A 21,355-nucleotide genomic window follows, 5' to 3' on the forward strand; every position below is an offset into this window, starting at 1 on the left:
ACTAGCGGTGATATTCCCACGAGGCGGGGTGGCCGTTCACGTACGGCATCACCATGTGGAAGGGGCGGGGGTCGTCGTCGAAGACCAGCGGCAGAAAATGCCGGTCGCCCTCCCACATCGGCAGCGGTTCCCCAGCACCCAGCAGCTTGCTGATCGGCACCCACTCCAGCGGCCCGTCGTCGTTGCGCGGCGGCACCTCGCCGGTGAAGGCGTCGACCACGAAGACGAAGCCGAACCAGTCCTCGCCGCCGGCGCCGAAACCCGGCCACGAGATTGTGCCGCGCAGCCGCTGGGCGATCACCGTGATGCCGGCCTCCTCCATCAACTCGCGATGCAGGCAGGCCACCACGTCTTCGTCGTTCTCGAGCTTGCCGCCCAGGCCGTTGTACTTGCCGCGGTGCTGGTCGCCCGCACGGCTGCGCAGCACCATGAGGGCACGCTCGCCGTCGGGGTGCAGCACGTAGCCGAGCACGCCGATGATCGGTGTGTACGGCACTAGACCAGCACCGTCGAGACCGGCAGGCCCGAGTTCGCGCCGATGTCGAGCCCCGAGGGCCGTAGCCCCCGCTCGACCACCTCGGCGCCGAGCACCGCGATCATGGCGCCGTTGTCGGTGCACAGGCCCGGGCGCGGCCGCCGCAGCGCGATGCCCCGCTCGGCGGTGCGCTGTTCGAGCAGTGCCCGCAGCCGCGAATTCGCCGCGACCCCACCACCGATCAGCAGATCGGCCACGCCGAGATGCTCGCAGGCGTCGACCGCCTTGGCGGTCAGCACGTCGCAGACCGCCTCTTGAAACGAGGCCGCGACGTCGGCCACCGGAACGTCCTCGCCGTCGCGCCGCCGGGTCTCGACCCAGCGCGACACGGCCGTCTTGAGCCCCGAGAAGGAGTAGTCGAAACGGTGCTTGACCAGGTCTTTGCCCGCGGTCAGCCCCCGTGGAAAGGCGATCGCCTTCGGGTTACCGTCGGCCGCTGCCTTGTCGATCACCGGCCCGCCGGGGTAGGCCAGGCCGAGCACCCGGGCAACCTTGTCGTAGGCCTCGCCGGCGGCGTCGTCGATGGTCGAGCCGAGTTCGACGATGTCGCCGGTGATGTCGTTGACCAGCAGCAGCGAGGTATGCCCACCCGACACCAACAAGGCCGCACAGGGCTGCGGCAGCGGGCCGTGGTCGAGCAGGTCGACCGCCACGTGGCCGACCAGGTGGTTCAGCCCGTACAGCGGCTTGTTCAGGCTGACGGCCAGCGCCTTGGCCGATGCCAGGCCCACCACCAGCGCCCCCATCAGGCCCGGCCCGGCGGTGACCGCGATGCCGTCGAGCTCGGCCAGGTCGACATCGGCGGCGGCCAGGGCGCGCTCCAGTGCCGGACGCATCGCCTCGAGGTGGGCCCGCGAGGCGATCTCGGGCACCACCCCGCCGTAACGGACGTGCTGCTCGACCGACGAGGCCACCTCGTTGGCGAGTAATTCGTGACCCCGGACGATGCCCACGCCCGTCTCGTCGCAGGACGATTCGATTCCCAGCAGCAACGGGCCACTCATCGGTTCCACTCCCTCGTCATGGTGTCGCCGGCCCCGGCGGTGGCGCCGGCAGGCAGGCGGTCGGCGGCTCCGGCGATGTCGCGCCGCAGCACCAGCGCATGCCGTCCGGGCCCGTAGTAGTCGCTGCGCCGCGCCAGCTCGGCGAAGCCGAGCCGACGATAGAGCCCCAGGGCGGGTGCGTTGTCGTGCTCGACCTCCAGCAGCATCCGCTCCCCCTGCCGTTGCGACGCCCAGACGATCCCCGCCTCGATCAGGGCGCGGCCAACGCCGTGCCCGCGATGCTCGGGGGCGACCACCACCCGATGCAGATCGACGGTCTCGGCGACCAGTTGAAAGGTGGCCACACCGACCAGGGCTGCACCGGCCGTCGGATGAGCCGACCGAGGCCCCTGGGCACCGGCGGCTTGCGCCGAACCTGTTTCCGCCCGGCTCGGCGGTCGGCCCGCCACCAGCACGCAGCGATCGGGCGCAGCCAGTTCCGCCGTCCACGACCCGGCGCTCCACCGGGAAGCCGGGTCGAAGCCGGTGCGCTCCAAAGCCAGAATGGCGTCCAGGTCGGCCGTCGTAGCCCGCCGGATCACCTCCGAGCCGCTCATGACCGGCTGGCGCCGCGGGCCAGCCGCGGCTGCAGCAGAGTCGACTTACGCGTGGTCGGCACCTCGGCGTCCGGGCGGCGCAGGTAGAGCGGCGACAGCCCGGCATCGGGCAGGTCGGGGCCGGCCAGCGCCAGCAACCCGCCGTCGAGGGCGACGGACGCGCCGCCGGCCAGCGCTGCGCCGGGCCCGGTCACCGGCAGCTGTGGCAGGTCGGCGGACGGGCCTACGAAGGGCCCGGCCAGCCGAGTGCCGTCCGCGGCGTAGCGGGCCCAGTAGACCTCGCGGCGGCGGGCGTCCGAGACCACCAGGAACTCGCCTGCAGCCCCGTGATGCCCGGCGGCGCCCACATCGAGCGAGCACACCCCGCGCACCGGAACCCCCAGCACGAAGCCGAGTGTGTGCCCGGTGACCACGCCGACCCGCAGGCCGGTGAACGGGCCCGGACCCACGCCCACCACCAACTGAGTGACGTCGGCCAGCCGACGTCCGGCATCGGCCAGGGTGCGCTGAATCAGGGGCATCAACTGCTCGGCGTGCGCGCGCGGGTCGGTGACGGCGCCGGACGCCAGCACCGCCCCGTCGGCGGCCAGGCCGACCCGCACGTCGGTCGAGGTGTCGATTGCCAGGGTCAGGCTTCTCATCGCAACCCCTCCAGTTGCCGCTGGGCCCAGCGCGGGCCGCGTCCGGACAGAAAGACCAGCCGAGTCTCGTCGTCAGGGTCGAGCCCGCGCCGAATGTCGATCTCGACCCGGTCGTCGGCCAAACCCTCGGCGATGCCGCCGCCCCATTCGATCAGCGTCACCGAGTCGCCCAGGGACGCTTCGAGATCGAGATCTTCCAGTTCGTCGAAGCTGCCCAGCCGGTAGGCGTCCACGTGCACCAGAGCCGGGCCACCGACCGTGCTGGGGTGCACCCGCGACAGCACGAACGTGGGCGAGATCACCGGGCCGGCAACGGCCAGGCCGGCACCGATGCCCTGGGTCAAGGTGGTCTTGCCGGCACCCAGATCGCCGGTGGCGATGATCACGTCGCCGGGTCGCAGCAGCGCCGCCAGCCGCTCACCGAGGGCACGCATGGCCTCGGCCGTCGGCGCCTCGACGAGCACCGGCAGCGCCCGCTGCAGCACCGCGTCGTGGCCGTCGAAACCATTGCGCCGCCACCAGGACGCCTCGTGCGGGCGGGGCTGCACGCTCAGCCGCCGGACGCCCTGGGCGGCGAGCAGTTCGGCAGTGCAGCCCACCAGGGCCGTGCCGATGCCGCGGCCACGGTGTTCGGGCCGCACCGACAGGTCGGCGATCCGTGCCACATCGCCCGGCACGTCGAGGCTGAGGGCCGCGATCACGACGCCGTCGAGTTCGGCCCGCACCTGCATGCCAGTGCGCACGAACTGCAACGTGCCGCCCTCGGGCAGGGCTGCCTGGGCGACGACGGTCGGGGCGGGCATGGTGTGGCTGAATCCTCCGGAACGAGTGCAGGACGGCCCACACTGTAGTCGCCGCGGCGATCGGGGTGGCAACGGGGCCGCCCGGCGATTGGGCTCGCGATGCTGCCGACCGGTCTCGACCGGCTCGGCCAACGGCGACGGCGCCCCGGAACTCCGCGGTGCCCTCACGGTGTCGTCCGGCTCGACCAGCAGCGCTCAGCGGTCGCGGAAGACCCGCAACAGCCGGTCGTAGAGCGGGTGGCCGACCTCGATGCCTGTGATCTTCTCGACCGCATCCTCGGGCGACAACGTGCCCAGCAGCCGCTGCAGTTCCACGGCCTCGGGGTCGTCCGGGGTGTCGAAGCGCAGCCCGGCAGCGATGGCCGCCAGCAAGCCGTCGCAGGGCAGGCCCCGCTCGGCCAGTTGCGAGGCCGGCGAGATGAACCGGTCGTGCCGGCTCAGCTTGCGCAGCGGTCCGCGGCCCACCCGCAGCGTGGTGTCGGGCAAGGCGGCGTTCGCGAAGCGCTTCAAGATCTTGCTCACGTACCCGCTCTGCACGGCCTCGTCGACGCCGTGCTTGGCCACGATCAGCGACGTGGTGTCGGCCAGCGCAGCGGCCACCGTGGCGGCGACGGTGGGGTCGGCCAGCGCGTCGGAGATCTTCTCGATGCCCGCGGCATGGCCGAACCATGCCGCGGTGGCGTGGCCGGTGTTCACCGTGAACAGCTTGCGCTCGATGTACGGCTCCAGGTCGTCAACCCAGGTGACCCCGGGAATCTCGGGCACGTTGCCCTTGAACGGCGGGGTCTCGATCACCCACTCGAAGTAGTTCTCGACGGTGACGTCGAGCCCCGCACCGGGGGCCTGCGCGGGCACGATGCGGTCGACGGCGGTGTTGGCGAACAACGCCCGGTCGGCCAGATCGTCACCGGCATAGTTGAGTTCGACCTCACCCTTGAGAATGTCGGTGCCGTTGATCGCGTTCTCGCAGGCCATCACCGCCACCTTGGGGGCCCCGGCCGGACGAGCCGCGATGCCGGCCGCGATGGCCGGTGCCACGAACGTCAGAATGTGCGCGCCGACCGCCGTGGTGACCACGTCGGCCGAGGCGATCGCAGCCGTCAGTTCGGCGGCCTGTTTGGCCGAGTTGAGCGCGGAGTACCCGCGCACCACCGTGCTGCGCGGGTGGTCACCCACTTCGTGCACGGCATACGACCGCGCGTTCTGCAGCCCCTCGATCAGCGGGTCGGCGACGTCGGCGAAGACCAGTTCGTAGCCGGCATTGCCGAGTAGCAGGCCGACGAACCCTCGGCCGATGTTTCCCGCCCCGAAATGAACCGCCTTCATCTCAGCCGTTCACCTTTCCAAAAGCGTCCTTGATCTGCTCGGGGCTGGTGGCCGCCTCCAGCTCGGCGATCTTGGACTCGTCGAGGAACACCTCGGCGATCTTGCCCAGCAACTCCAGGTGATCGTTGCCGGCCCCGGCGATGCCGATGACGAATTTGACCGGGTTGCCGTTCCATTCGATGCCGCCGGGGTACCGGATGACCGAGATCGACGACGAAGTGATCATCGACTTCGCCTCGTTGGTGCCGTGCGGAATGGCCAGCAGGTTGCCCATGTAGGTCGACACCGACTCCTCTCGCTCATGCATCGCCGCGACGTAGCCGGCGTCGACATTGCCCGAGGCGACCAGCAGTTCGCCGGCCTCGGTGATGGCGCCGTCACGGTCGGTGGCCGAGCCGTCCAGGACGATGGACGACAGCTTGAGCACCGCGCTCCCCTCGTCCGCCGCCGGGGCCGGCTGCGGTGCCGCGGCCGCGATGTCCGCCGCCGCGGTCTCCAGGGCCGTCGCCGGTGCCGCAGCGGTCGGCTCGGCCGCGGCAGCACCACCGCCATGTGCCCGGCGGACCATTTCGACCACCTCGTCGTAGCGCGGTGAGGCCATGAAGTTGTCCACCGACACGTGGATCGCCGACGGAGTGGCCGGGGCCGCGCGGTCCATCAGGTCTTGGTGCGAGACCACCACGTCGAAGGTGTCGGTCAGGTTCGAGATGGCCTTGTTGACCACGGTGACGTCCTTGAAGCCGGCCGCCTGGATCTTTTTGCGCAGCACCGAGGCGCCCATCGCCGACGAGCCCATGCCCGCGTCGCAGGCGAACACGATCGACTTCAGCGGGCCGGACGGGGCGGCACCGGCGCCGGCCAGGCCCGCCAGCGCCGCAGACGCCTTGCCCTTATTGGCCTCGGTCTGGCTGATCGCGCTGGAGAATTTGTCCTCGCCCGCGGCGGCGGCGGCCAGGTCCCGGGTGCGAGAGGCCCGCAGGATCACCGACGCGATCACGAAGCTGACCGTGGCGGCGAGCACCACCGACAAGATCACGGCGAAGTACGCGCCAGGCGCGGTCTGCGCCAACACGGCCAGGATGCTGCCCGGTGCGGCCGGCGCCCGCAGTGCCCCGCCCAGCAGCATGTTGGTGGTGACGCCGGTCATGCCGCCGCCGATCACCGCGAGCAACAGGGACGGCTTCATCAGCGCGTAAGGGAAGTAGACCTCGTGGATGCCTCCGACGAAATGGATGAACGCCGCTCCCGGAGCGGAAGCCTTGGCCGCCCCGATGCCGAAGACAGCGAAGGCGAGCAACAGGCCGAGACCCGGCCCGGGGTTCGCCTCCAGCAGGAAGAGGATGGACTTGCCGGTGTCGGCCGCCTGCTGCGTACCGAGCGGAGTCAGCACGCCGTGGTTGATGGCGTTGTTCAAGAAGAACACCTTGGCGGGCTCGATCAGGATGCTGGTGAGCGGCAGCAGGTTGTTGGCCACCAGCCAGTTCACCGCATTGCTCAGCACGTGCATGATGCCGTTGACCAGCCAGGCGACCGGGTAGAACCCGACGATCAGCAGAGCGAAGCCCCAGATGCCGGCCGAGAACATGTTGACCAGCATCTCGAGGCCGGCCTTGACCTTGTTCTCCCAGAGCCGGTCGAGCCATTTCATGCTGTAGGCAGCCACCGGGGCCATGATCATGGCCCCGATGAACATGTGGACCTGACCCAGCTCTTTGAAGTCGGCCTCGGCGTTGCCCTGCGCGAGCCACAATTCGAGCAGGCGGGCGTTCTCTTGTGCGATCAGGTAGTCCGAACCGACGATGGCGCCGAGCGTGCCGATCGCCGCGACCACGGCGCCCCGGTTGCCGTAGACCATGTGGCCGCCGGTGTAGCCGATCATGATCGGCAGCAGGTAGTGGATCATCGGGCCGACGATGGTCGCGATGCTCTCGTTGGGCGTGAAGCCCGCCGGAATGAAGAACATGGTGACGATGCCCCAGGCAATGAGCCCCGGGATGTTGGGCATGATCATGCCCGACAGGAACGTCCCGAATTTCTGAATCTGAACCCGCGCCGATCCCTTCGGCGCTCCCGTGGTGGTCGACATAGTGGCTCCTTGTGTTCTGCGCGGGGCCCGGCGGCTCTGCTTCTCATCGGCTCCGCGCACGTGTTCTAAGAACACTAAACCGCCGGCGTCGGGAGAACCAAGCACCGGTTCGCCGCCACGCACCAGGACACCCTGAGCCGGGGGCACGCCGATTTCGCCGCTCTCGCTGTCTAGGGAAGCGCTGATCTTCGCTGCTCGGGCTTATCGAGACCTCGGTCAGCACACTGCGGCAAGGGGTTTCGACAAGCTCAACCAGCTACACCGCCCCGCCTGGCACCTGCCTGCGCCGCATTCGTTGCTCGCCGCCGCAGGGTGACCGTGAACAGGTGCAGAACTCAGCCGTTCACCTTGGCCAGCGTGCGCCAGACCTGTTCAGGGGTAGCGGCCTGCTCGAGCAGCTCCACCTTGGACACGTCGAGAAACACCTCGGCGATCCGTCCCAGCAACTCAAGGTGCTGGCCTCTGTTGGCCGCGATGCCGATGACGAATTTGACCGGGTTGCCGTTCCACTCGATCCCGTCGGGGTAACGGACCACCGAGATAGTGGATGCCTGGATCGTCCGGAGCGCCTCGTTGGTGCCGTGCGGAATGGCCAGCAGGTTGCCCATGTAGGTCGACACCGAACGCTCCCGCTCGAACATCGACTCGATGTAGCTCTCTTCGACCGCACCCACGGCCACTAGCAGACCGCCGGCCTCACGGATCGCATCCTCCTTGCCGGCGGCGGTGCCGTTCAGTTCGATCGCCCGCAATTTCACCACGGCGTTGGTGTCATCGATCTCGGCCAGGTCGTCGGGGGCATCGGGGACGATGGAGGTCACGACCACGCGCTCGGCGAGGGCGTCGGTGGCAGCCGCCCGGGCGGGCTGTGCCTGCACCGCGTCGACCGGGGCCTGCGGGGTCACCGACTGACGCTTGCGCAGCAGGTAAACAGCCGCGACGGCCACCGCAGCGACGATCAGCACGATCACCAGGGTCTGTTCCATCAGGTTCTCCTCGTCGACGGATCTGCGGCACACAACGGGCGCCACATGGATTCTTGCACCTCGCACCTGCAAGGACGATCCTCAGCCCGGCATCCGGGCCGGCTCAGCCCGGCAGCGGTGGGCGCAATCCGGCGATCACCCCGGGTAGCCGCTCGACGACCAGTTGCTGCGGCGGGTACGGCCCCGGCGCGGCAGCAGCGGTCAGGGCCTGGATCGAGGCCCCGGCCAGGGCCGCTTTCGCCGGCGGCAGGCCGGCGGCGAGCAGGGTGCCGCAGATACCTGCCAGCACGTCACCGGATCCGGCTTGAGCCGTCCAGTGCGGTCCGGGCACCGCGATGCTGACGCCGCCGTCGGGTCCGCAGACGTACTGGGTGGCACCCTTGAGCAGCACGGTGGCCCCGAACCATTTCGCGGCGCGGCGCACGGCGCAGATCGGGTCGGACGCCACAGCGGCGCGGTCGATGCCGAGCAGCTTGGCGAGCTCGCCGGCGTGCGGGGTGAGCAGCACCTGCTCCCCCAGCGCGGTGGCCGGCAGGAAGCGCAGCGCGTCGGCGTCCAGCACGAGCGGGATGCCCTCGGCAAGGGCCCGCTCGACCACCGCCGCACCGTCCGCTCGGTCGCCCCAGCCGCTGCCCAGCACCCGGGCCTGCACCCGGCCGGCGCCGAACACCACGTTGGGGGCGGCCCGCCCGACCAGGCCGGCGGCGCCCGCCGCGCCCGCAAAGCGGACCATGCCCGCCCCGGCCTGCACCGCACCCAGAGTGGACAGCACCGCGGCCCCGGGGTAGGCGTCCGAGCCGGTATCGAGGCCGACCACCCCGCGGGAGTACTTGTCGCTGGTCACCCCCGGCCAAGGCCACGCGGCGGCGACGTCCGAAGGCTCCCAGCAGCGCAGGTCCGGCTCGGGCAGGTCGAGCCCGATGTCGACCACTTCGACCACCCCGCAGCCGGACGCCGCCGGCTGCAGCACCTGGCAGAATTTGAGCCCGCCGAAGGTCACTGTGCGAGCGGCAGCGAAGTGCGAGACCCCACCCCCGCCGGTCGAGCTTGTCGAGACCCTGGTTTCGACACGCTCAACCAACGAAGCCCTGGTTTCGACACGCTCCACCAGCGCGGGTGAATCCGCGGCCAGCCCGGAGGGGAGGTCGACCGCAACCACCGGCACCCCGGCGTCCACGCAGGCCCGAGCGAACAACGCGACCGGCTCACGCAGGCCGGCCCGTCCGCCGATGCCGAGCACGCCATCGACCACCAGGTCGACCGCGCTCAGCCCGGCCACGGCGCCGACGGCGTCCAGCTCACGACCGCCGGCGGCCCGAAAGGCTGCCCAGGCCGACTCGTGTACCCGCTGCGAGGTCCGCCAGGCCGCCACCCTCACCCCGCGTCCCGACAACCGCGCCCCGGCGTACAGCGCATCGCCGCCGTTGTTGCCCGAACCGACCACCAGCAGCACCCGCGCCCCGTAGACCGCGCCGCGAACGGCGCGCAGCTCCCGCAGCAGCACCGACGCCAAGGCGGTGGCGGCTCGCTGCATCAGCACCCCGGGCAGCGCCTCGAGCAGCGGCGCCTCGGCCGCGCGAATCGTCTCTGCCAGGTAGACGGGCCTCATCGCCTCAAGCCTCGCAGACCACCACCGCGGCGGCGATGCCCGCGTCGTGGGTGATCGACAGGTGCACCGTGGCGATGCCCAGCTCGGCGATCCGCGCCGCGATCGTGCCCCGGCAGTCGAAGAACGGCTTGCCCACGTCGTCCTTGCGCACCGCGACGTCGTGCCACGACAGGCCCTCCGGGGCGCCGAGCGCCTTGGCCAGCGCCTCCTTGGCCGCAAACCGTCCGGCCATGCGGTTCATCGACGAGTCCTGTTCGGCCGGGGTGAACAGCCGGTTCAGCAACCGCTCGCTGCCCGCGGCCCGGGCGAACCGTTCGACCGGGCAGACGTCGATGCCGATGCCGACGATCACTCGACCGTGACCGATTTCGCCAGGTTGCGGGGCTGGTCGACGTCGTACCCCTTCAACGTCGCCACCTCGCAGGCGAATAGCTGAAGCGGGATGGTGGCGACCAGCGGCTGCATCAGGGTTGAGACCTTGGGCAACCGGAACAGGAAGTCGGCGTACGGGGTGACCTCGTCGTCGTCGTCCTCGGCCAGCACCACGGTGAAGGCACCCCGGGCGCGCACCTCCTGAATGTTGGAGATCACCTTGTCGTGCAACTGGTCACGGCCCTGCGGCGGCACCACCACGAAGATCGGGATGCCGTTCTCGACCAGCGCGATCGGGCCGTGCTTCAGTTCGCCGGCCGGGAATCCCTCGGCGTGCAGGTAGGCGATCTCCTTCAGCTTCAGCGCACCCTCCAGGGCCACCGGGTAGCCGACGTGGCGGCCCAGGAAGAGCACCGATTCGGTGTCGGCGTACTTCACGGCCAGCTGCTTGATCGGTTCGATCTCGTCCAGCACCCGCTGGATCAGCGGCGGGGTGGCGGCCAGCTCGCCCATGACGGCGGCGATCTCGTCGCCGAACTTCGCACCCCGCACCTGGGCCAGGTAGAGGCCGAGCAGGTAGCAGGCGGCCACCTGGGTGAGGAAGCCCTTGGTGGAGGCGACGCCGATCTCGGGGCCGGCGTGGGTGTAGATGACGGCATCCGATTCGCGCGGAATGGTGGCGCCGTTGGTGTTGCAGATCGCGATCACCTTGGCGCCCTGCTCACGTGCGTGCCGGATCGCCATCAGGGTGTCGGCGGTCTCGCCGGACTGGCTGAGCGTCACCACCAGGGTGCGCGGCGTGATGATCGGGTCGCGGTAGCGGAACTCGGACGCGATCTCGACCTCGCAGGCGATCCGCGTCCAGTGCTCGACGGCGTACTTGGCGACCATGCCCGCGTAGTAGGCGGTGCCGCAGGCGACGATGATGATCTTGTCGATGGTGCGCAGTTCGGCCTCGGGAATGTGCAGCTCGTCGAGTTTGAGCGAGCCGTCCTCGTTGTACCGGCCGAGCAGGGTGTCGGCGACCGCCTGCGGCTGCTCGTAGATCTCCTTGCGCATGAACCAGTCGTAGCCCTGCTTCTCGGCGGCGGAGAGGTCCCAGGTCACCTCGAACGGGTGCGAGTCGGCCGGACGTCCGTCGAAGTCGGTGACCACCACCGAGTCGCGGGTCACGTCGACCACCTGGTCCTGGCCGAGCTCGATCGCCTGCCGGGTGAACTCGATGAACGCGGCCACGTCGGACGCGACGAAGTTCTCGCCGTCGCCGACACCGACCACCAGCGGCGAGTTGCGCCGGGCGGCGACCAGCCGGCCGGGTTCGGCGGTGTCGATGGCGACCAGGGTGAAGGCCCCGTGCAGCCGGTTGCACACGCCGCGCATCGCGTCGGCCAGGTCGGCACCGGTGGCGACGGCCTCGCCGAGCAGCTGGGCGGCCACCTCGCTGTCGGTCTCGGAGCGGAACTCGACCCCGGCGGCCTGCAGTTCGGCGCGCAGCGGGGCGAAGTTTTCGATGATGCCGTTGTGGATCAGCGCCACCCGGCCGTTGGCCGAAATGTGGGGGTGGGCGTTGGAGTCGGTCGGGCCGCCGTGGGTCGCCCACCGGGTGTGCCCGATGCCGATGTCGCTCACTGCGATCGGATCGCCCTCGATGGCGGCGTCCAGGTTGGTGATCTTGCCGGCCTTCTTGCGTACCGTGAGCCGGCCGTCGGCGACCACCGCCACGCCGGCGGAGTCGTAGCCTCGGTACTCCATGCGGCGCAGGCCCTCCACGACCACCCGGCTGGCCTCGCGAGGACCGACGTAACCGATGATTCCGCACATGGCTCGAACCCTACCGTGGACGATCGGGGCTCCTGGACCACTTCGCCAGACAAGGCAAGCTCTGATTTGTCTCCGGTCGAGCTTGTCGAGACCCGAACAAAGTGCTCTCACTAGGGGGTTCGACAATCTCAACCAACGATGGACGCCTGGATCAGCGCTTCCTCAGGCCCACGCGAAGTGGGAGCATCGGAACAACAGTCCGGTTTCGGTGACACCCGCGGCGGGTTCTCGCCCGGCCCGGCCGACCGTTGGGCACACTGGTGCCCACGTCCGTTCAGCGAGGAAGCCCCATGGATCCGCACCAGTTCGCAGTGCCGCCCGGTAATGCGGTCACACCCGAGGACGATCCATACGGCCCGTACGTCGCGCTCAGTCGCCAGCAATGGGCCAGCCTGGCCGACACTGTGCCGTGGAGCCTCGACACCGAGACGCTGGCCCGGCTGCGCGGCCTGGGCGACCCGACCGACCACGACGAGGTACGGCACGTCTACCATCCGCTGACCCAGTTGCTGAACCTCTACTGGGAGCGCACCAGCGCACTGTTTCGCACCTCGCACGACTTCCTGAGACTGAGCGATAAGCAGGTGCCGTTCGTGATCGGCGTGGCCGGGTCGGTCGCGGTCGGCAAATCGACCACGGCCCGGCTGCTGCAAGAGCTGCTGGCCCGCGGCCCGCGCCGTCCCAAGGTCGACCTGATCACCACCGACGGCTTTCTGTACCCCAACCACCTGCTCGAGGCCATGGGCATCGCCCACCGCAAGGGTTTTCCCGAATCGTACGACCGCGCCGCGTTGCTGCAGTTCGTGATCGACGTGAAGTCGGGCAAGCCCGAAGTGACCGCGCCGGTGTACTCACACCTGATCTACGACATCGTGCCCAACGAACAGGTCGTGATCAGTCACCCCGACATTCTGATCGTCGAAGGGCTGAACGTGCTGCAGCCGGCCCGGCGCCGTTCCGACGGGACCACGGCGCTGACGGTGAGCGACTTCTTCGACTTCAGCGTGTACGTCGACGCCCGCACGTCGTTCATTCGGCAGTGGTACGTCGACCGGTTCTTCGCCCTGCGGGCCACGGCGTTTCGTGACCCGCTGTCGTACTTTCGTCGCTACGCCGAGATGTCGCAGGCCGACGCACTCAGCACGGCGAGCACGTTCTGGGACACGATCAACGGGCCCAACCTCGAGATGAACATTCGCCCCACCCGCGGGCGGGCCACAGCCATTCTGCGCAAAGGCGAGAACCACGCGGTGAACTGGGTGCGGATTCGCAAGGTGTGACCGGTGTCAGCGCGGCACATCCGGGGTGCAACGAAGTGCTGAGCAACGCCACCAGCCACGGGCCGAGACGTTCGAAAACCCTTACCAGAGAGCGATTTCTGAGGTCTCGACACGCTCGACCAGCACTGTCGACAAGCTCGGACGACGAGGTCGCCGTGAATCACGCCAACAGTTCGAGACACTGCCATTCGCCGCGCGACAGGGCGTCGTGACCGGCGTCGATGCCGATCAGCCGTCCGCCCTCCAGCATCAGGCTGGCGTGCTTGCGCACCTCGTCGAGCTGCACCGCGGCCCGCAACTCCGACGGCAACTGCCAACCACCGCCTAGCCACCCGTACACCGACGAGTGCCCGTGCACCTGGCTGAACGGCAGTCGATGGCCCGCCCAGCTCGCCGCCAGTTCGAGGCCGGCATGGGCCCAGACCGGGCCGGCGGACGGGTCGGGGTGCCGATAGCCGAGCATCGTTCCGGGCCGGAACAACGAGCGCCGGTCGCTGCGCGCCAGGGCGTTGACGGCGTCCGCGGCCCCCTCCGCCGTGGTCGGCGAGCCCAGTGGCCCGTGCCAGAAACCCCTGGTCAGCCCGGCATGGGTGATCAGGAACTCCTCGTCGGCCAACACCACCGCGACGGCCGGCTTCATCAACCCTGCTCTCCACCACCCGCGCAGCGTGGCGGCCGAGCGGCGGGCGATCCGGTCTGACCAGGTGAACTGCTGGCGGCGCAGATAGAACGCCTCGTGGTTGCCCACCAGTTGCACCCAACGCTCATGGCCGGCCCCCAGGTGCCGGTCGACCAGTTGCACCACACCCTCGGAGTCAGGGCCGCGGTGCACCAGGTCGCCCACCTGCACGATCGTCAGGTCGTCGGGCAGCGGACCCTTGCCACCCTCAGACACGCCCAGCCTGGCCAGTTCGGCGCGCAACGGGCCGGCGTGCCCACCGACATCGCCGATGATCGCCAGACGAGTGCCGGGCGCCGGGCGCAGCACGCTCACGAAGTCAACGGCTCCGGACGGCCCCAGTCCTCAGGGTTCTCGTAGCGGGCCAGGTTCGCCATGCGCTGCTGCACGGCCGCGATCTCTTTGACCGCGCGCGCAATGATGCTGGCGTCGATCGGCGAAACCCGGTCGAGGTCGAGCTGATCACCGGGCGGACGCCCTTGCTCCACCTCGGTGAGCTGGTGCCGCAACCGGATCGACTGCAGCACCTCGAAGATCTCGATCAGAATGGATGCCTGCCGGTGCGGCAGCACGCTGGTGCCGGACGCCGCCTGCAACCGTTGCGTGGTCGGCAACACCGTCGAACCCACCGTCAGCGCCGCCCAACGGGCCAGGTTCACCATCGGCAGCAGAGCATACTTCTTCAGGTCGAAGCGCTCCTTCGCACCGCCGAACCGCCGCCGCATCGTGCGCATGCCTGCCCGGTGCGCCAGCGATTCGCTGAGCAGCAGCCGCATCGTGCCCGGATTGTGCCCCAGCCCGGCGAACAGCTTGGTCACCTCGGGAAGGTTCGCCGACCCCTGCAGCGCACGGGCGTCGAGCAGCAGGGAGGTGAGCATCGCGGCGTTGTCACGGGTCGGATCCTGCACCCACGACCGGGCAGCCTGCGCCCACGACCCGCGCGATCGGGCAAACAGCTTGTGCGCCGCCGTGGCGCCGTGCCCGTCACCGGTCAACCCGGCGTTGGCCAGGCAGTTCACCACCTCAAGAAACACCGCACGGTACCGGTCGATATCGGCCTGGTCGAGCTCGTCGTGAAACACGACGGCGCAGTCCACGTCTGAGCTGAGCGTCGATTCGCGGCGTCCGTTGCTGCCCAGCGAGAACCAGGTGAACGCGTCGGTCGAAAGGTCCGGGTGAGACGCGAAGACCAGGGCGAGCATGCGCTTGATGATCGCGTCGACCAGCGCCGAATACAGTGTCAGCACCCGGGCCGACGACAAACCGCCCTCGAGCAGGTGGCCGACCAACTGAGGCAGTCCGCGGGCCAGGCGTTGCAGGTCGGCAATCGACTCGGCCCGGATGAAGCGCTCGTGCAGGGTGAGCCCGGCGGTCACCGACGAGCCGATGAAGTCACGGGCATCGACGGTGCCGAGCAGACCGCCCTCGACCCCGCGCACCAACACCAGATCGGCCCCGGTGTCGAGCAACAGAATCAGCGCCTCGGAGGCGGACGCCCCCGCGTCGATCCAGGGCAGGTCGCTGACCGCGGCGACCTGCGCGGGGGTGTCGGACGGCAGCCCGGCCGCGAGAATGCGCTCGCGGAGCGTGCGGTCGGTGAGCACCCAGGGCTCGGCGCCGCCGCAGTCCACCGCGGCCACGCCCCGCTGCCCAAGCGCCGCGGCCACCTCGGCGACACTCACCGTGCCCGACACGGTGAGCGGACGGGTGACCACCAGGTCACCGGCTCGCACGCCGCCGGGCGCTGCGTCGCTGGCCTGCGGCAGGGGCGGCCGCAGCGGCTGCCAGTCGATGCCCTCGAGCGCCTCGTCGACCGCGTCGGCCGGCAGGTGCAGGGCGCGCACCGGCCCGTGCGCGACCGCCAGCGGACCGATCGCCTTGCCCGACAAGGTGGCGTCCAGGCCGAGCACGTCACCTGGCCCGAGCAACAACTCGGGAACCTCCGGGTTGTGCGGACGCTCCGGGTCGACCCAGGTCTGCACCGCCCCGCTGAGCACGATGACGACGTCACGCGGGGTGGTGCGAAATGCGTCCAGAATCACCTGGCCGCCGAAGTGCTGCTCGACCCGGCCAAGACCGGCCAGGGCCTCGACCGCGGACGAGGCCAGTGAATCGAACGGGGGCGAGGCCGCCAACGCGGCCATCGCCCTCGCCCGGGTCAGTTCCTCGTCGCTGATGCCGGCCTCACTTGCCCGGCGTGGGTGGGCTGGGAATCTTGTACCCCGACTGCCCCACGTTGTTCTCCAGCGCCGCCTGCCATGAGCCGTCGGAGATGTAGCTGGTCAGGATCTGGTTGATCTTCTGCACCAGCTCAGTCGACCCCTTGGGCAGGCCGACACCGTACGGCTCATCAGAGAAGCCCTTGCCGATCACCTTCAGCACGCCCTTGTACTTGGGCAGTGCGGCGAAGCCGGCCAGGATCACGTCGTCGGTGGTGACCGCATCGACGTTGCCGTCGACCAACTGCTCCACACATTCCGAGAAGGTGTTGGGCTGCACCAGCGCGATATTGCCCTGATACTTGGCAAGCACGTTCTGGGCCGAGGTGGTGTTGGCCGCCGCGCACAAGGTGCGGCCCTCGAGCCGCTCGGGCCCGGTGAGCTCCTCATCGTTGCGCCTGATCAGCAGATCCTGATGGGCCACGAAGTAGGGGCCGGCGAAGTCGATCAGCTTGGCCCGCTCGTCGTTGATGGTGTAGCTCGACAGCACCATGTCGACCTTCTTCTGCTCCAGCAGGGTCTCCCGATCGACGGGGTCGGCGCGCACCCAGGTGATCTTGTCGGGGCTGACCCCCAGCGCCTTGGCGATGTAGGTGGCGGTGTCGACGTCGAAGCCCTTTGCATCGGTGCCGGTGGTTACCCCGTCGGACTCGCCGGCAACCGTCGCCGTGCCCACACCGGGCTGGTCGAACGAGATGCCGATGCGCAGCGACGAGAAAGTGGCACCCGACACTGGGGTGGGGTCTTTCACCTGGCCACCGGAACTGCACCCGGTGAGCAGCAGGCCGGCGGCGAGCGCGCCGACGGCGATGCGGCGGGTCACAGAGAAACGCTTTGTCATGTCCATGTCTCCTGTTCTGCCGGGCCTAGTGGCTCGGGAGGTCGTCGTCCGGGTCGGCAACCTCGGCGGTGCCGTAGCGCGGGCCCTCGAGGGTCCACACCGACTCGATGCGTCCGCCGGTGTTGGCAACCACCCTGGGTTTGACCAGGATCCAACCGAGAGCGAGCACCCCGATCAGCACCGGAATGCCGAACACCACGACGAGGAAGTTGATCTTGTGAAAGAAGTCGGTCGCGCTCTGCCAGCCCGAGATCGCGATGCCGACCACCACGAACACCAGGAATCCCAACCCGACATACGACGTCCAGGGGTAGCCCGGCGCCGGGAACGGGGTGGGTGGAACCACCCCGGCATTGATCAACTGCCGCAGCCTCAACTGGCACACGAAGATCGTGGCCCAGGTGAAGACGATCATGATCGCGGTCGCCTCGAGCGCCAGTTCGAAGGCGTCCGGCACGAAGGCGTTCAGCACGGCACCCAGTGCCATCACGCAGGCGGTCATCACGATGCCCGCCCACGGCACGCCCGATTCGCTCATCTTCAGGGTGAACTTCGGGGCCTGCTGCGACATGCCGAGGCTGCGCAACACCCGTCCGGTGCTGAACATGCCGGCGTTCAGGCTCGACATCGCGGCGATGATCAGAATCGCCTGAATGACCGCGCTCATCCAGTCCATGCCAAGTGCGCTGAACACGGTGACGAAGGGGCTGATGCCGGGCTTGTAGTCCTCGGTGGGCAGCATCGAGACCAGCAGCAGCAGCGAGCCCACGTAGAACACGGCGATCCGCATGATCACGGCGTTGACGGCCTTGGGCACCTCGCGGGCGGCGTTCTGCATCTCGCCGGCCGCGACGCCGACCATCTCGATGGCGGCGTAGGCGAACACCACGCCCGACATCACCAGCAGCGGGCCGTACCAGACGTAGGGCGCCTCGGTGGGCCAGAAGCCGCCCGGGTTGCTCCACAGGTTCTGGAAGCCGGCCTTGTGCCCGGCGATCTCGAACTGGCCGACCACCACCACGGTGCCGACGACCAGGAAGACGCCGATCGCGCCGACCTTGAGAATGGCGGCCCAGAACTCGAACTCGCCGAACGCCTTGGCCGACATCAGGTTCACCGCGAGCACCACCACCAGGCCGACCAGCACGGTGATCCAGGTGTCGAGGGTGGGGAACCAGAACTGCATGTACAGCCCGACGGCCGACAGGTCGGCGATGCCGGTGAGCGCCCAGTTACCCCAGTAGATCCAGCCGGTGACGAACGCCCACTTCTCACCGAAGAATTCGCGCATGTACGACACGAAGGCGCCCGAGGTGGGCCGATGCAGCACCAGTTCACCCAGCGCCCGCATCAAGAAGTAGGCGATCAGGCCGACGAACGCGTAGCTGAGCACCAAGGCCGGCCCGGTGTTGTGCAGCCGGGAGGCCGACCCCAGAAAGAGGCCGGTGCCGATGGCACCACCGATCGCGATCATCTGAACGTGGCGACGTCCGAGGGTTTGTTTGTAGCCGACCTGTTCAGCATCGAGTGAGGACAGTTCGGGGGGCGTGTCGGTCTGAGCCATTGGGTTGCTCCTGACGTATCGGTTGCGAGAATTCTGCAATCCGGGCATGGCGTGACTTCGAGAGACGAGGGGCACAGTTACCCGGCTCGCCACACACTGCCAGGCCGAACCGGCTTCCGGCAAGGCACGATCGCCTCACGAGTCCGTTCTGCGCAGATCGTTACGCACTATTTACGACCTTCGTCGAAATCGGCACGCAACTCGTGCCGACCGACACGCCAGCGACCAGACGGCAACGAGGAAAGCGCCGATCTTTCGCTGGTCGAGCATGTCGAGACCTCGTTCACAACGCTGGCGCACAAGGTTTCGACAAGCTCAACCAACGCCGATCTTTCGCTGGCCGAGCATGTCGAGACCTCGTTCACAACGCTGGCGCACAAGGTTTCGACAAGCTCAACCAACGCCGATCTTTCGCTGGCCGAGCATGTCGAGACCTCGGTCATCACGCTGGCGCACAGGGTTTCGACAAGCTCAACCAGCGGTGGGCGCCTCGATCAGCAGTTGCCTAGAACGACAGCCTGGCCTTGACGATGCCGACCAGTCGCTCGGCGATCTGTTGGGCCTGCTCGTGGGTGCCGGCCTCGACCATCACCCGCACCAGCGGTTCGGTGCCCGAGGGGCGCAGCAACACCCGTCCGGTGTCGCCGAGTTCACGCGAGGCGGCCGTCACCGCCTGCTGCAGCACGGGGTCGAGCCCCGCGCGTACCTTGTTGACGCCGGGCACGTTGATCATCACCTGCGGCAGCCGGCGCATCACCCCGGCCAACTCGGCCAGCGACGTGCCGGTGCGCGCCATCCGCGCGGCCAGGTGCAAGGCGGTCAGCACACCGTCACCGGTGGTGGCGAACTCGCTCATGATCACGTGGCCGGACTGCTCCCCGCCCAAGGTGAACCCGTTGGCGTTCATCGACTCCAGCACATAGCGGTCGCCGACCTTGGCCAGATCGACCCGGATGCCGTGCTGGCGCATCGCGATCATGAAGCCCAGGTTGCTCATCACGGTGGCCACCACGGTGTCGCTGTGCAGCGCGTGGTCCTCTTTCATGGCCAGGGCGAGAATCGCCAGAATCTGATCGCCGTCGACAATCTGGCCGGCGGCGTCCACCGCCAGGCAACGGTCGGCGTCGCCGTCGAGGGCGATACCCAACGCCGCCCCGTGTTCGAGCACCGCAGCCTGCAGCGACTCCAGATGGGTCGAGCCGCAGTTTTCGTTGATGTTCAGGCCGTCCGGCGCGGCGTGCAGCGGCACCACCTCGGCACCCTGGGCGTCGAAGGCGGCCAGCGCGGTCAGCGAGGCGGCCCCGTTGGCGGTGTCGATCACAACCTTCAGCGGGGCCAGCGAGGCGTCCGAACCGAGGCTGCTGACCAGATGTGCGATGTAGCCCTCGACGGCGCCCGGATCGTCGGTCACCCGGCCCACCTCGGCCCCGGTCGGACGCTTCCACGACTCGCCCAGACGCTGCTCGATGGCGTCCTCGACGGTGTCGTCGAGCTTGACCCCGCCGCGGGCGAAGAATTTGATGCCGTTGTCGGGCATCGGGTTGTGGCTGGCCGACAGCATCACGCCCAGATCGGCGTCGAGCGCTGCGGTGAGGTAGGCGACGCCGGGCGTTGGCACCACGCCGAGCCGCACCACGTCCACCCCGGCCGAGGCGAGCCCGGCAACCACCGCGGCCTCGAGAAATTCGCCGGACGCCCGGGTGTCGCGACCAACCACCGCAAACGGCCGACGGCCCTCGAAGACGCCGGCCTCGCCCAGCACGTGGGCGGCGGCGACGGCGAGATCAAGGGCCAGTTCGGCGGTCAGGTCGGCGTTGGCTCTGCCCCGGACACCATCGGTGCCGAACAGTCGAGCCATGGCCAGATCAGCGCTTGCTGTACTGCGGAGCCTTGCGGGCCTTCTTGAGACCGGCCTTCTTGCGCTCCTTCACCCGCGCGTCGCGGGTGAGCAGACCGGCCTTCTTCAGGGCCGGACGCGAGGCCTCGGCGTCGACGGCGTTGAGCGCGCGGGCGATGCCCAGGCGCAGCGCGCCGGCCTGGCCGGAGACACCGCCGCCGACGATCTTGGCGACCACGTCGTAGCTGCCCGCCACCGCAGCGGTCTCGAAGGGCTCGTTGACGGTCTGCTGGTGCAGCTTGTTCGGAAAGTACTCCGCCAGCGAGCGTCCGTTGATCACGAACTGGCCGGTGCCCGGGGTGAGGCGCACCCGGGCGATGGCCTCTTTGCGGCGCCCGGTGGCATCGGCGGCGCCGATCACGGCCAGACGCGCGCCCGGCGTTGCCGAACTCGGCACGGCCTCGGCGCGGTAGGCGATCTCGCGGTCACCCTCGGTGAACGGGGCGAGTTCCTCGGTGGTCTCGACGGTCTCGGTCACTGTGCTTCCTTCGGCTCTCACTGAGCGATCTGGGTGATCTGGTACGGCTGCGGCTGCTGGGCGCTGTGCGGGTGCTCGGGGCCCGAATACACCTTCAGCTTCTTGATCAACTGGCGGCTCAGCTTGTTCTTGGGCAGCATGCCCCACACGGCGCGCTCGACCGCGTGCCGGGGGTCGGTGGCCAGCAGCTCGCCATAGGGCACCGACTTGAGGCCGCCCGGACGTCCGGAGTGGCGATGCGCCAGCTTGTCGGTGGCCTTGTTGCCGGTCAGGGCGATCTTCGACGCGTTGACCACGATCACGAAGTCGCCGGTGTCGAGGTGGGGGGCGAACTGTGCCTTGTGCTTACCGCGCAGCAGTGTGGCGGCGGTGACGGCGAGGCGCCCCAGAACGACATCGGAGGCATCGATCACATGCCAGTTACGGGTGACCTCACCCGACTTGGGGCTGTACGTAGACACGCTCGTGGACCACTTCCAGTTGATAACAGTTTTGTCGGCAGTGCGGGATCTGCCAACAAACAGACCTCAGCGCAACAGCGACTCAGAATACCTGCCGGTTCCCGTGTGGGTCAAAACGACGCCGGACGCGACCCCCAAACGGCTCAGAACGGCGGGC

At 68.9% G+C, this 21,355-nt stretch carries 20 protein-coding genes; 2 read left to right on the forward strand and 18 right to left on the reverse strand.

The genetic code is table 11. The features are described from left to right. Position 1: 1 nt before the first annotated feature. From QM721_RS11175 to glmS, 11 genes are all read right to left on the reverse strand, one after another. Positions 2-496 (reverse strand): NUDIX hydrolase, encoded by a 495-nt coding sequence (locus tag QM721_RS11175; protein WP_415121911.1) that lies wholly within the window; start codon positions 494-496, stop codon positions 2-4. Then, positions 496-1,539, reverse strand: coding sequence for a tRNA (adenosine(37)-N6)-threonylcarbamoyltransferase complex transferase subunit TsaD (gene tsaD, locus QM721_RS11180; RefSeq protein ID WP_415121913.1), 1,044 nt, complete (start codon positions 1,537-1,539; stop codon positions 496-498). The genes QM721_RS11175 and tsaD overlap by 1 nt, the downstream gene beginning before the upstream one ends. After that, positions 1,536-2,135, reverse strand: a complete 600-nt coding sequence (locus QM721_RS11185; protein ID WP_415121915.1) for a GNAT family N-acetyltransferase — start codon at positions 2,133-2,135, stop codon at positions 1,536-1,538. Before QM721_RS11185 ends, tsaD begins: the two co-directional genes overlap by 4 nt. Continuing rightward, complete coding sequence (tsaB, locus tag QM721_RS11190; RefSeq protein ID WP_415121917.1) at positions 2,132-2,776, reverse strand: tRNA (adenosine(37)-N6)-threonylcarbamoyltransferase complex dimerization subunit type 1 TsaB; 645 nt, start codon at positions 2,774-2,776, stop codon at positions 2,132-2,134. Before tsaB ends, QM721_RS11185 begins: the two co-directional genes overlap by 4 nt. Next, entirely contained in the window at positions 2,773-3,579 is an 807-nt protein-coding gene (gene tsaE / locus QM721_RS11195; protein WP_415121919.1) for a tRNA (adenosine(37)-N6)-threonylcarbamoyltransferase complex ATPase subunit type 1 TsaE, read from the reverse strand. The genes tsaB and tsaE overlap by 4 nt, the downstream gene beginning before the upstream one ends. Positions 3,580-3,774: 195 nt before the next feature. Then, complete coding sequence (locus tag QM721_RS11200; RefSeq protein ID WP_415121921.1) at positions 3,775-4,905, reverse strand: mannitol-1-phosphate 5-dehydrogenase; 1,131 nt, start codon at positions 4,903-4,905, stop codon at positions 3,775-3,777. 1 nt (position 4,906) lies between these two features. Beyond that, positions 4,907-6,991, reverse strand: a complete 2,085-nt coding sequence (locus QM721_RS11205; RefSeq protein WP_415121923.1) for a PTS sugar transporter subunit IIA — start codon at positions 6,989-6,991, stop codon at positions 4,907-4,909. Between the two features lie 335 nt (positions 6,992-7,326). Next, a complete protein-coding gene (locus QM721_RS11210) occupies positions 7,327-7,977 on the reverse strand; it encodes a PTS sugar transporter subunit IIA (protein WP_415121925.1) in 651 nt (216 codons plus the stop codon). 103 nt (positions 7,978-8,080) lie between these two features. Next, the gene (locus QM721_RS11215) at positions 8,081-9,586 is read right to left on the reverse strand and encodes a bifunctional ADP-dependent NAD(P)H-hydrate dehydratase/NAD(P)H-hydrate epimerase (protein ID WP_415121927.1); all 1,506 of its coding nucleotides are present in this window, start codon (positions 9,584-9,586) and stop codon (positions 8,081-8,083) included. Positions 9,587-9,590: 4 nt separating this feature from the next. Further along, positions 9,591-9,938 carry a holo-ACP synthase gene (locus QM721_RS11220; protein WP_415121929.1) on the reverse strand — a complete coding sequence of 116 codons (348 nt, stop codon included), beginning with the start codon at positions 9,936-9,938 and terminating at the stop codon, positions 9,591-9,593. Further along, the gene (gene glmS, locus QM721_RS11225) at positions 9,935-11,779 is read right to left on the reverse strand and encodes a glutamine--fructose-6-phosphate transaminase (isomerizing) (RefSeq protein ID WP_415121931.1); all 1,845 of its coding nucleotides are present in this window, start codon (positions 11,777-11,779) and stop codon (positions 9,935-9,937) included. The genes QM721_RS11220 and glmS overlap by 4 nt, the downstream gene beginning before the upstream one ends. Positions 11,780-12,069: 290 nt before the next feature. On the opposite strand from glmS, the gene coaA reads away from it, so the two are divergent. Further along, a complete protein-coding gene (gene coaA / locus QM721_RS11230) occupies positions 12,070-13,059 on the forward strand; it encodes a type I pantothenate kinase (RefSeq protein ID WP_415121933.1) in 990 nt (329 codons plus the stop codon). Positions 13,060-13,219: 160 nt separating this feature from the next. On the opposite strand, the gene QM721_RS11235 is transcribed toward coaA, so the two are convergent. The 4 genes from QM721_RS11235 to QM721_RS11250 are packed head-to-tail and all read right to left on the reverse strand — an operon-like array spanning position 13,220 to position 18,362. Further along, positions 13,220-14,053, reverse strand: a complete 834-nt coding sequence (locus QM721_RS11235; RefSeq protein WP_415121935.1) for a metallophosphoesterase — start codon at positions 14,051-14,053, stop codon at positions 13,220-13,222. Continuing rightward, positions 14,050-15,882: a putative nucleotidyltransferase substrate binding domain-containing protein gene (locus QM721_RS11240; RefSeq protein WP_415121937.1), complete on the reverse strand. Its 1,833-nt coding sequence runs from the start codon at positions 15,880-15,882 to the stop codon at positions 14,050-14,052. The genes QM721_RS11235 and QM721_RS11240 overlap by 4 nt, the downstream gene beginning before the upstream one ends. 40 nt (positions 15,883-15,922) lie before the next feature. Further along, entirely contained in the window at positions 15,923-16,780 is an 858-nt protein-coding gene (locus tag QM721_RS11245; RefSeq protein WP_415121939.1) for a glutamate ABC transporter substrate-binding protein, read from the reverse strand. Between the two features lie 43 nt (positions 16,781-16,823). Next, positions 16,824-18,362, reverse strand: a complete 1,539-nt coding sequence (locus QM721_RS11250) for an amino acid permease (RefSeq protein ID WP_415121941.1) — start codon at positions 18,360-18,362, stop codon at positions 16,824-16,826. Between the two features lie 51 nt (positions 18,363-18,413). On the opposite strand from QM721_RS11250, the gene QM721_RS11255 reads away from it, so the two are divergent. Then, entirely contained in the window at positions 18,414-18,890 is a 477-nt protein-coding gene (locus tag QM721_RS11255; RefSeq protein WP_415121943.1) for a hypothetical protein, read from the forward strand. Here the strand turns inward: QM721_RS11255 and glmM are convergent. The 3 genes from glmM to rplM are packed head-to-tail and all read right to left on the reverse strand — an operon-like array spanning position 18,868 to position 21,198. Continuing rightward, positions 18,868-20,220 carry a phosphoglucosamine mutase gene (gene glmM / locus QM721_RS11260; RefSeq protein ID WP_415121945.1) on the reverse strand — a complete coding sequence of 451 codons (1,353 nt, stop codon included), beginning with the start codon at positions 20,218-20,220 and terminating at the stop codon, positions 18,868-18,870. The genes QM721_RS11255 and glmM overlap by 23 nt on opposite strands. A gap of 7 nt (positions 20,221-20,227) precedes the next feature. Beyond that, positions 20,228-20,758: a 30S ribosomal protein S9 gene (gene rpsI / locus QM721_RS11265; protein WP_415121947.1), complete on the reverse strand. Its 531-nt coding sequence runs from the start codon at positions 20,756-20,758 to the stop codon at positions 20,228-20,230. Beyond that, on the reverse strand, positions 20,755-21,198 hold the full coding sequence (gene rplM, locus QM721_RS11270; RefSeq protein ID WP_415121949.1) for a 50S ribosomal protein L13: 444 nt from the start codon (positions 21,196-21,198) through the stop codon (positions 20,755-20,757). The genes rpsI and rplM overlap by 4 nt, the downstream gene beginning before the upstream one ends. Between the last annotated feature and the right edge of the window lie 157 nt (positions 21,199-21,355).

It is taken from the genome of Micropruina sp. (assembly GCF_047602085.1).
Taxonomy (GTDB): domain Bacteria; phylum Actinomycetota; class Actinomycetes; order Propionibacteriales; family Propionibacteriaceae; genus Micropruina.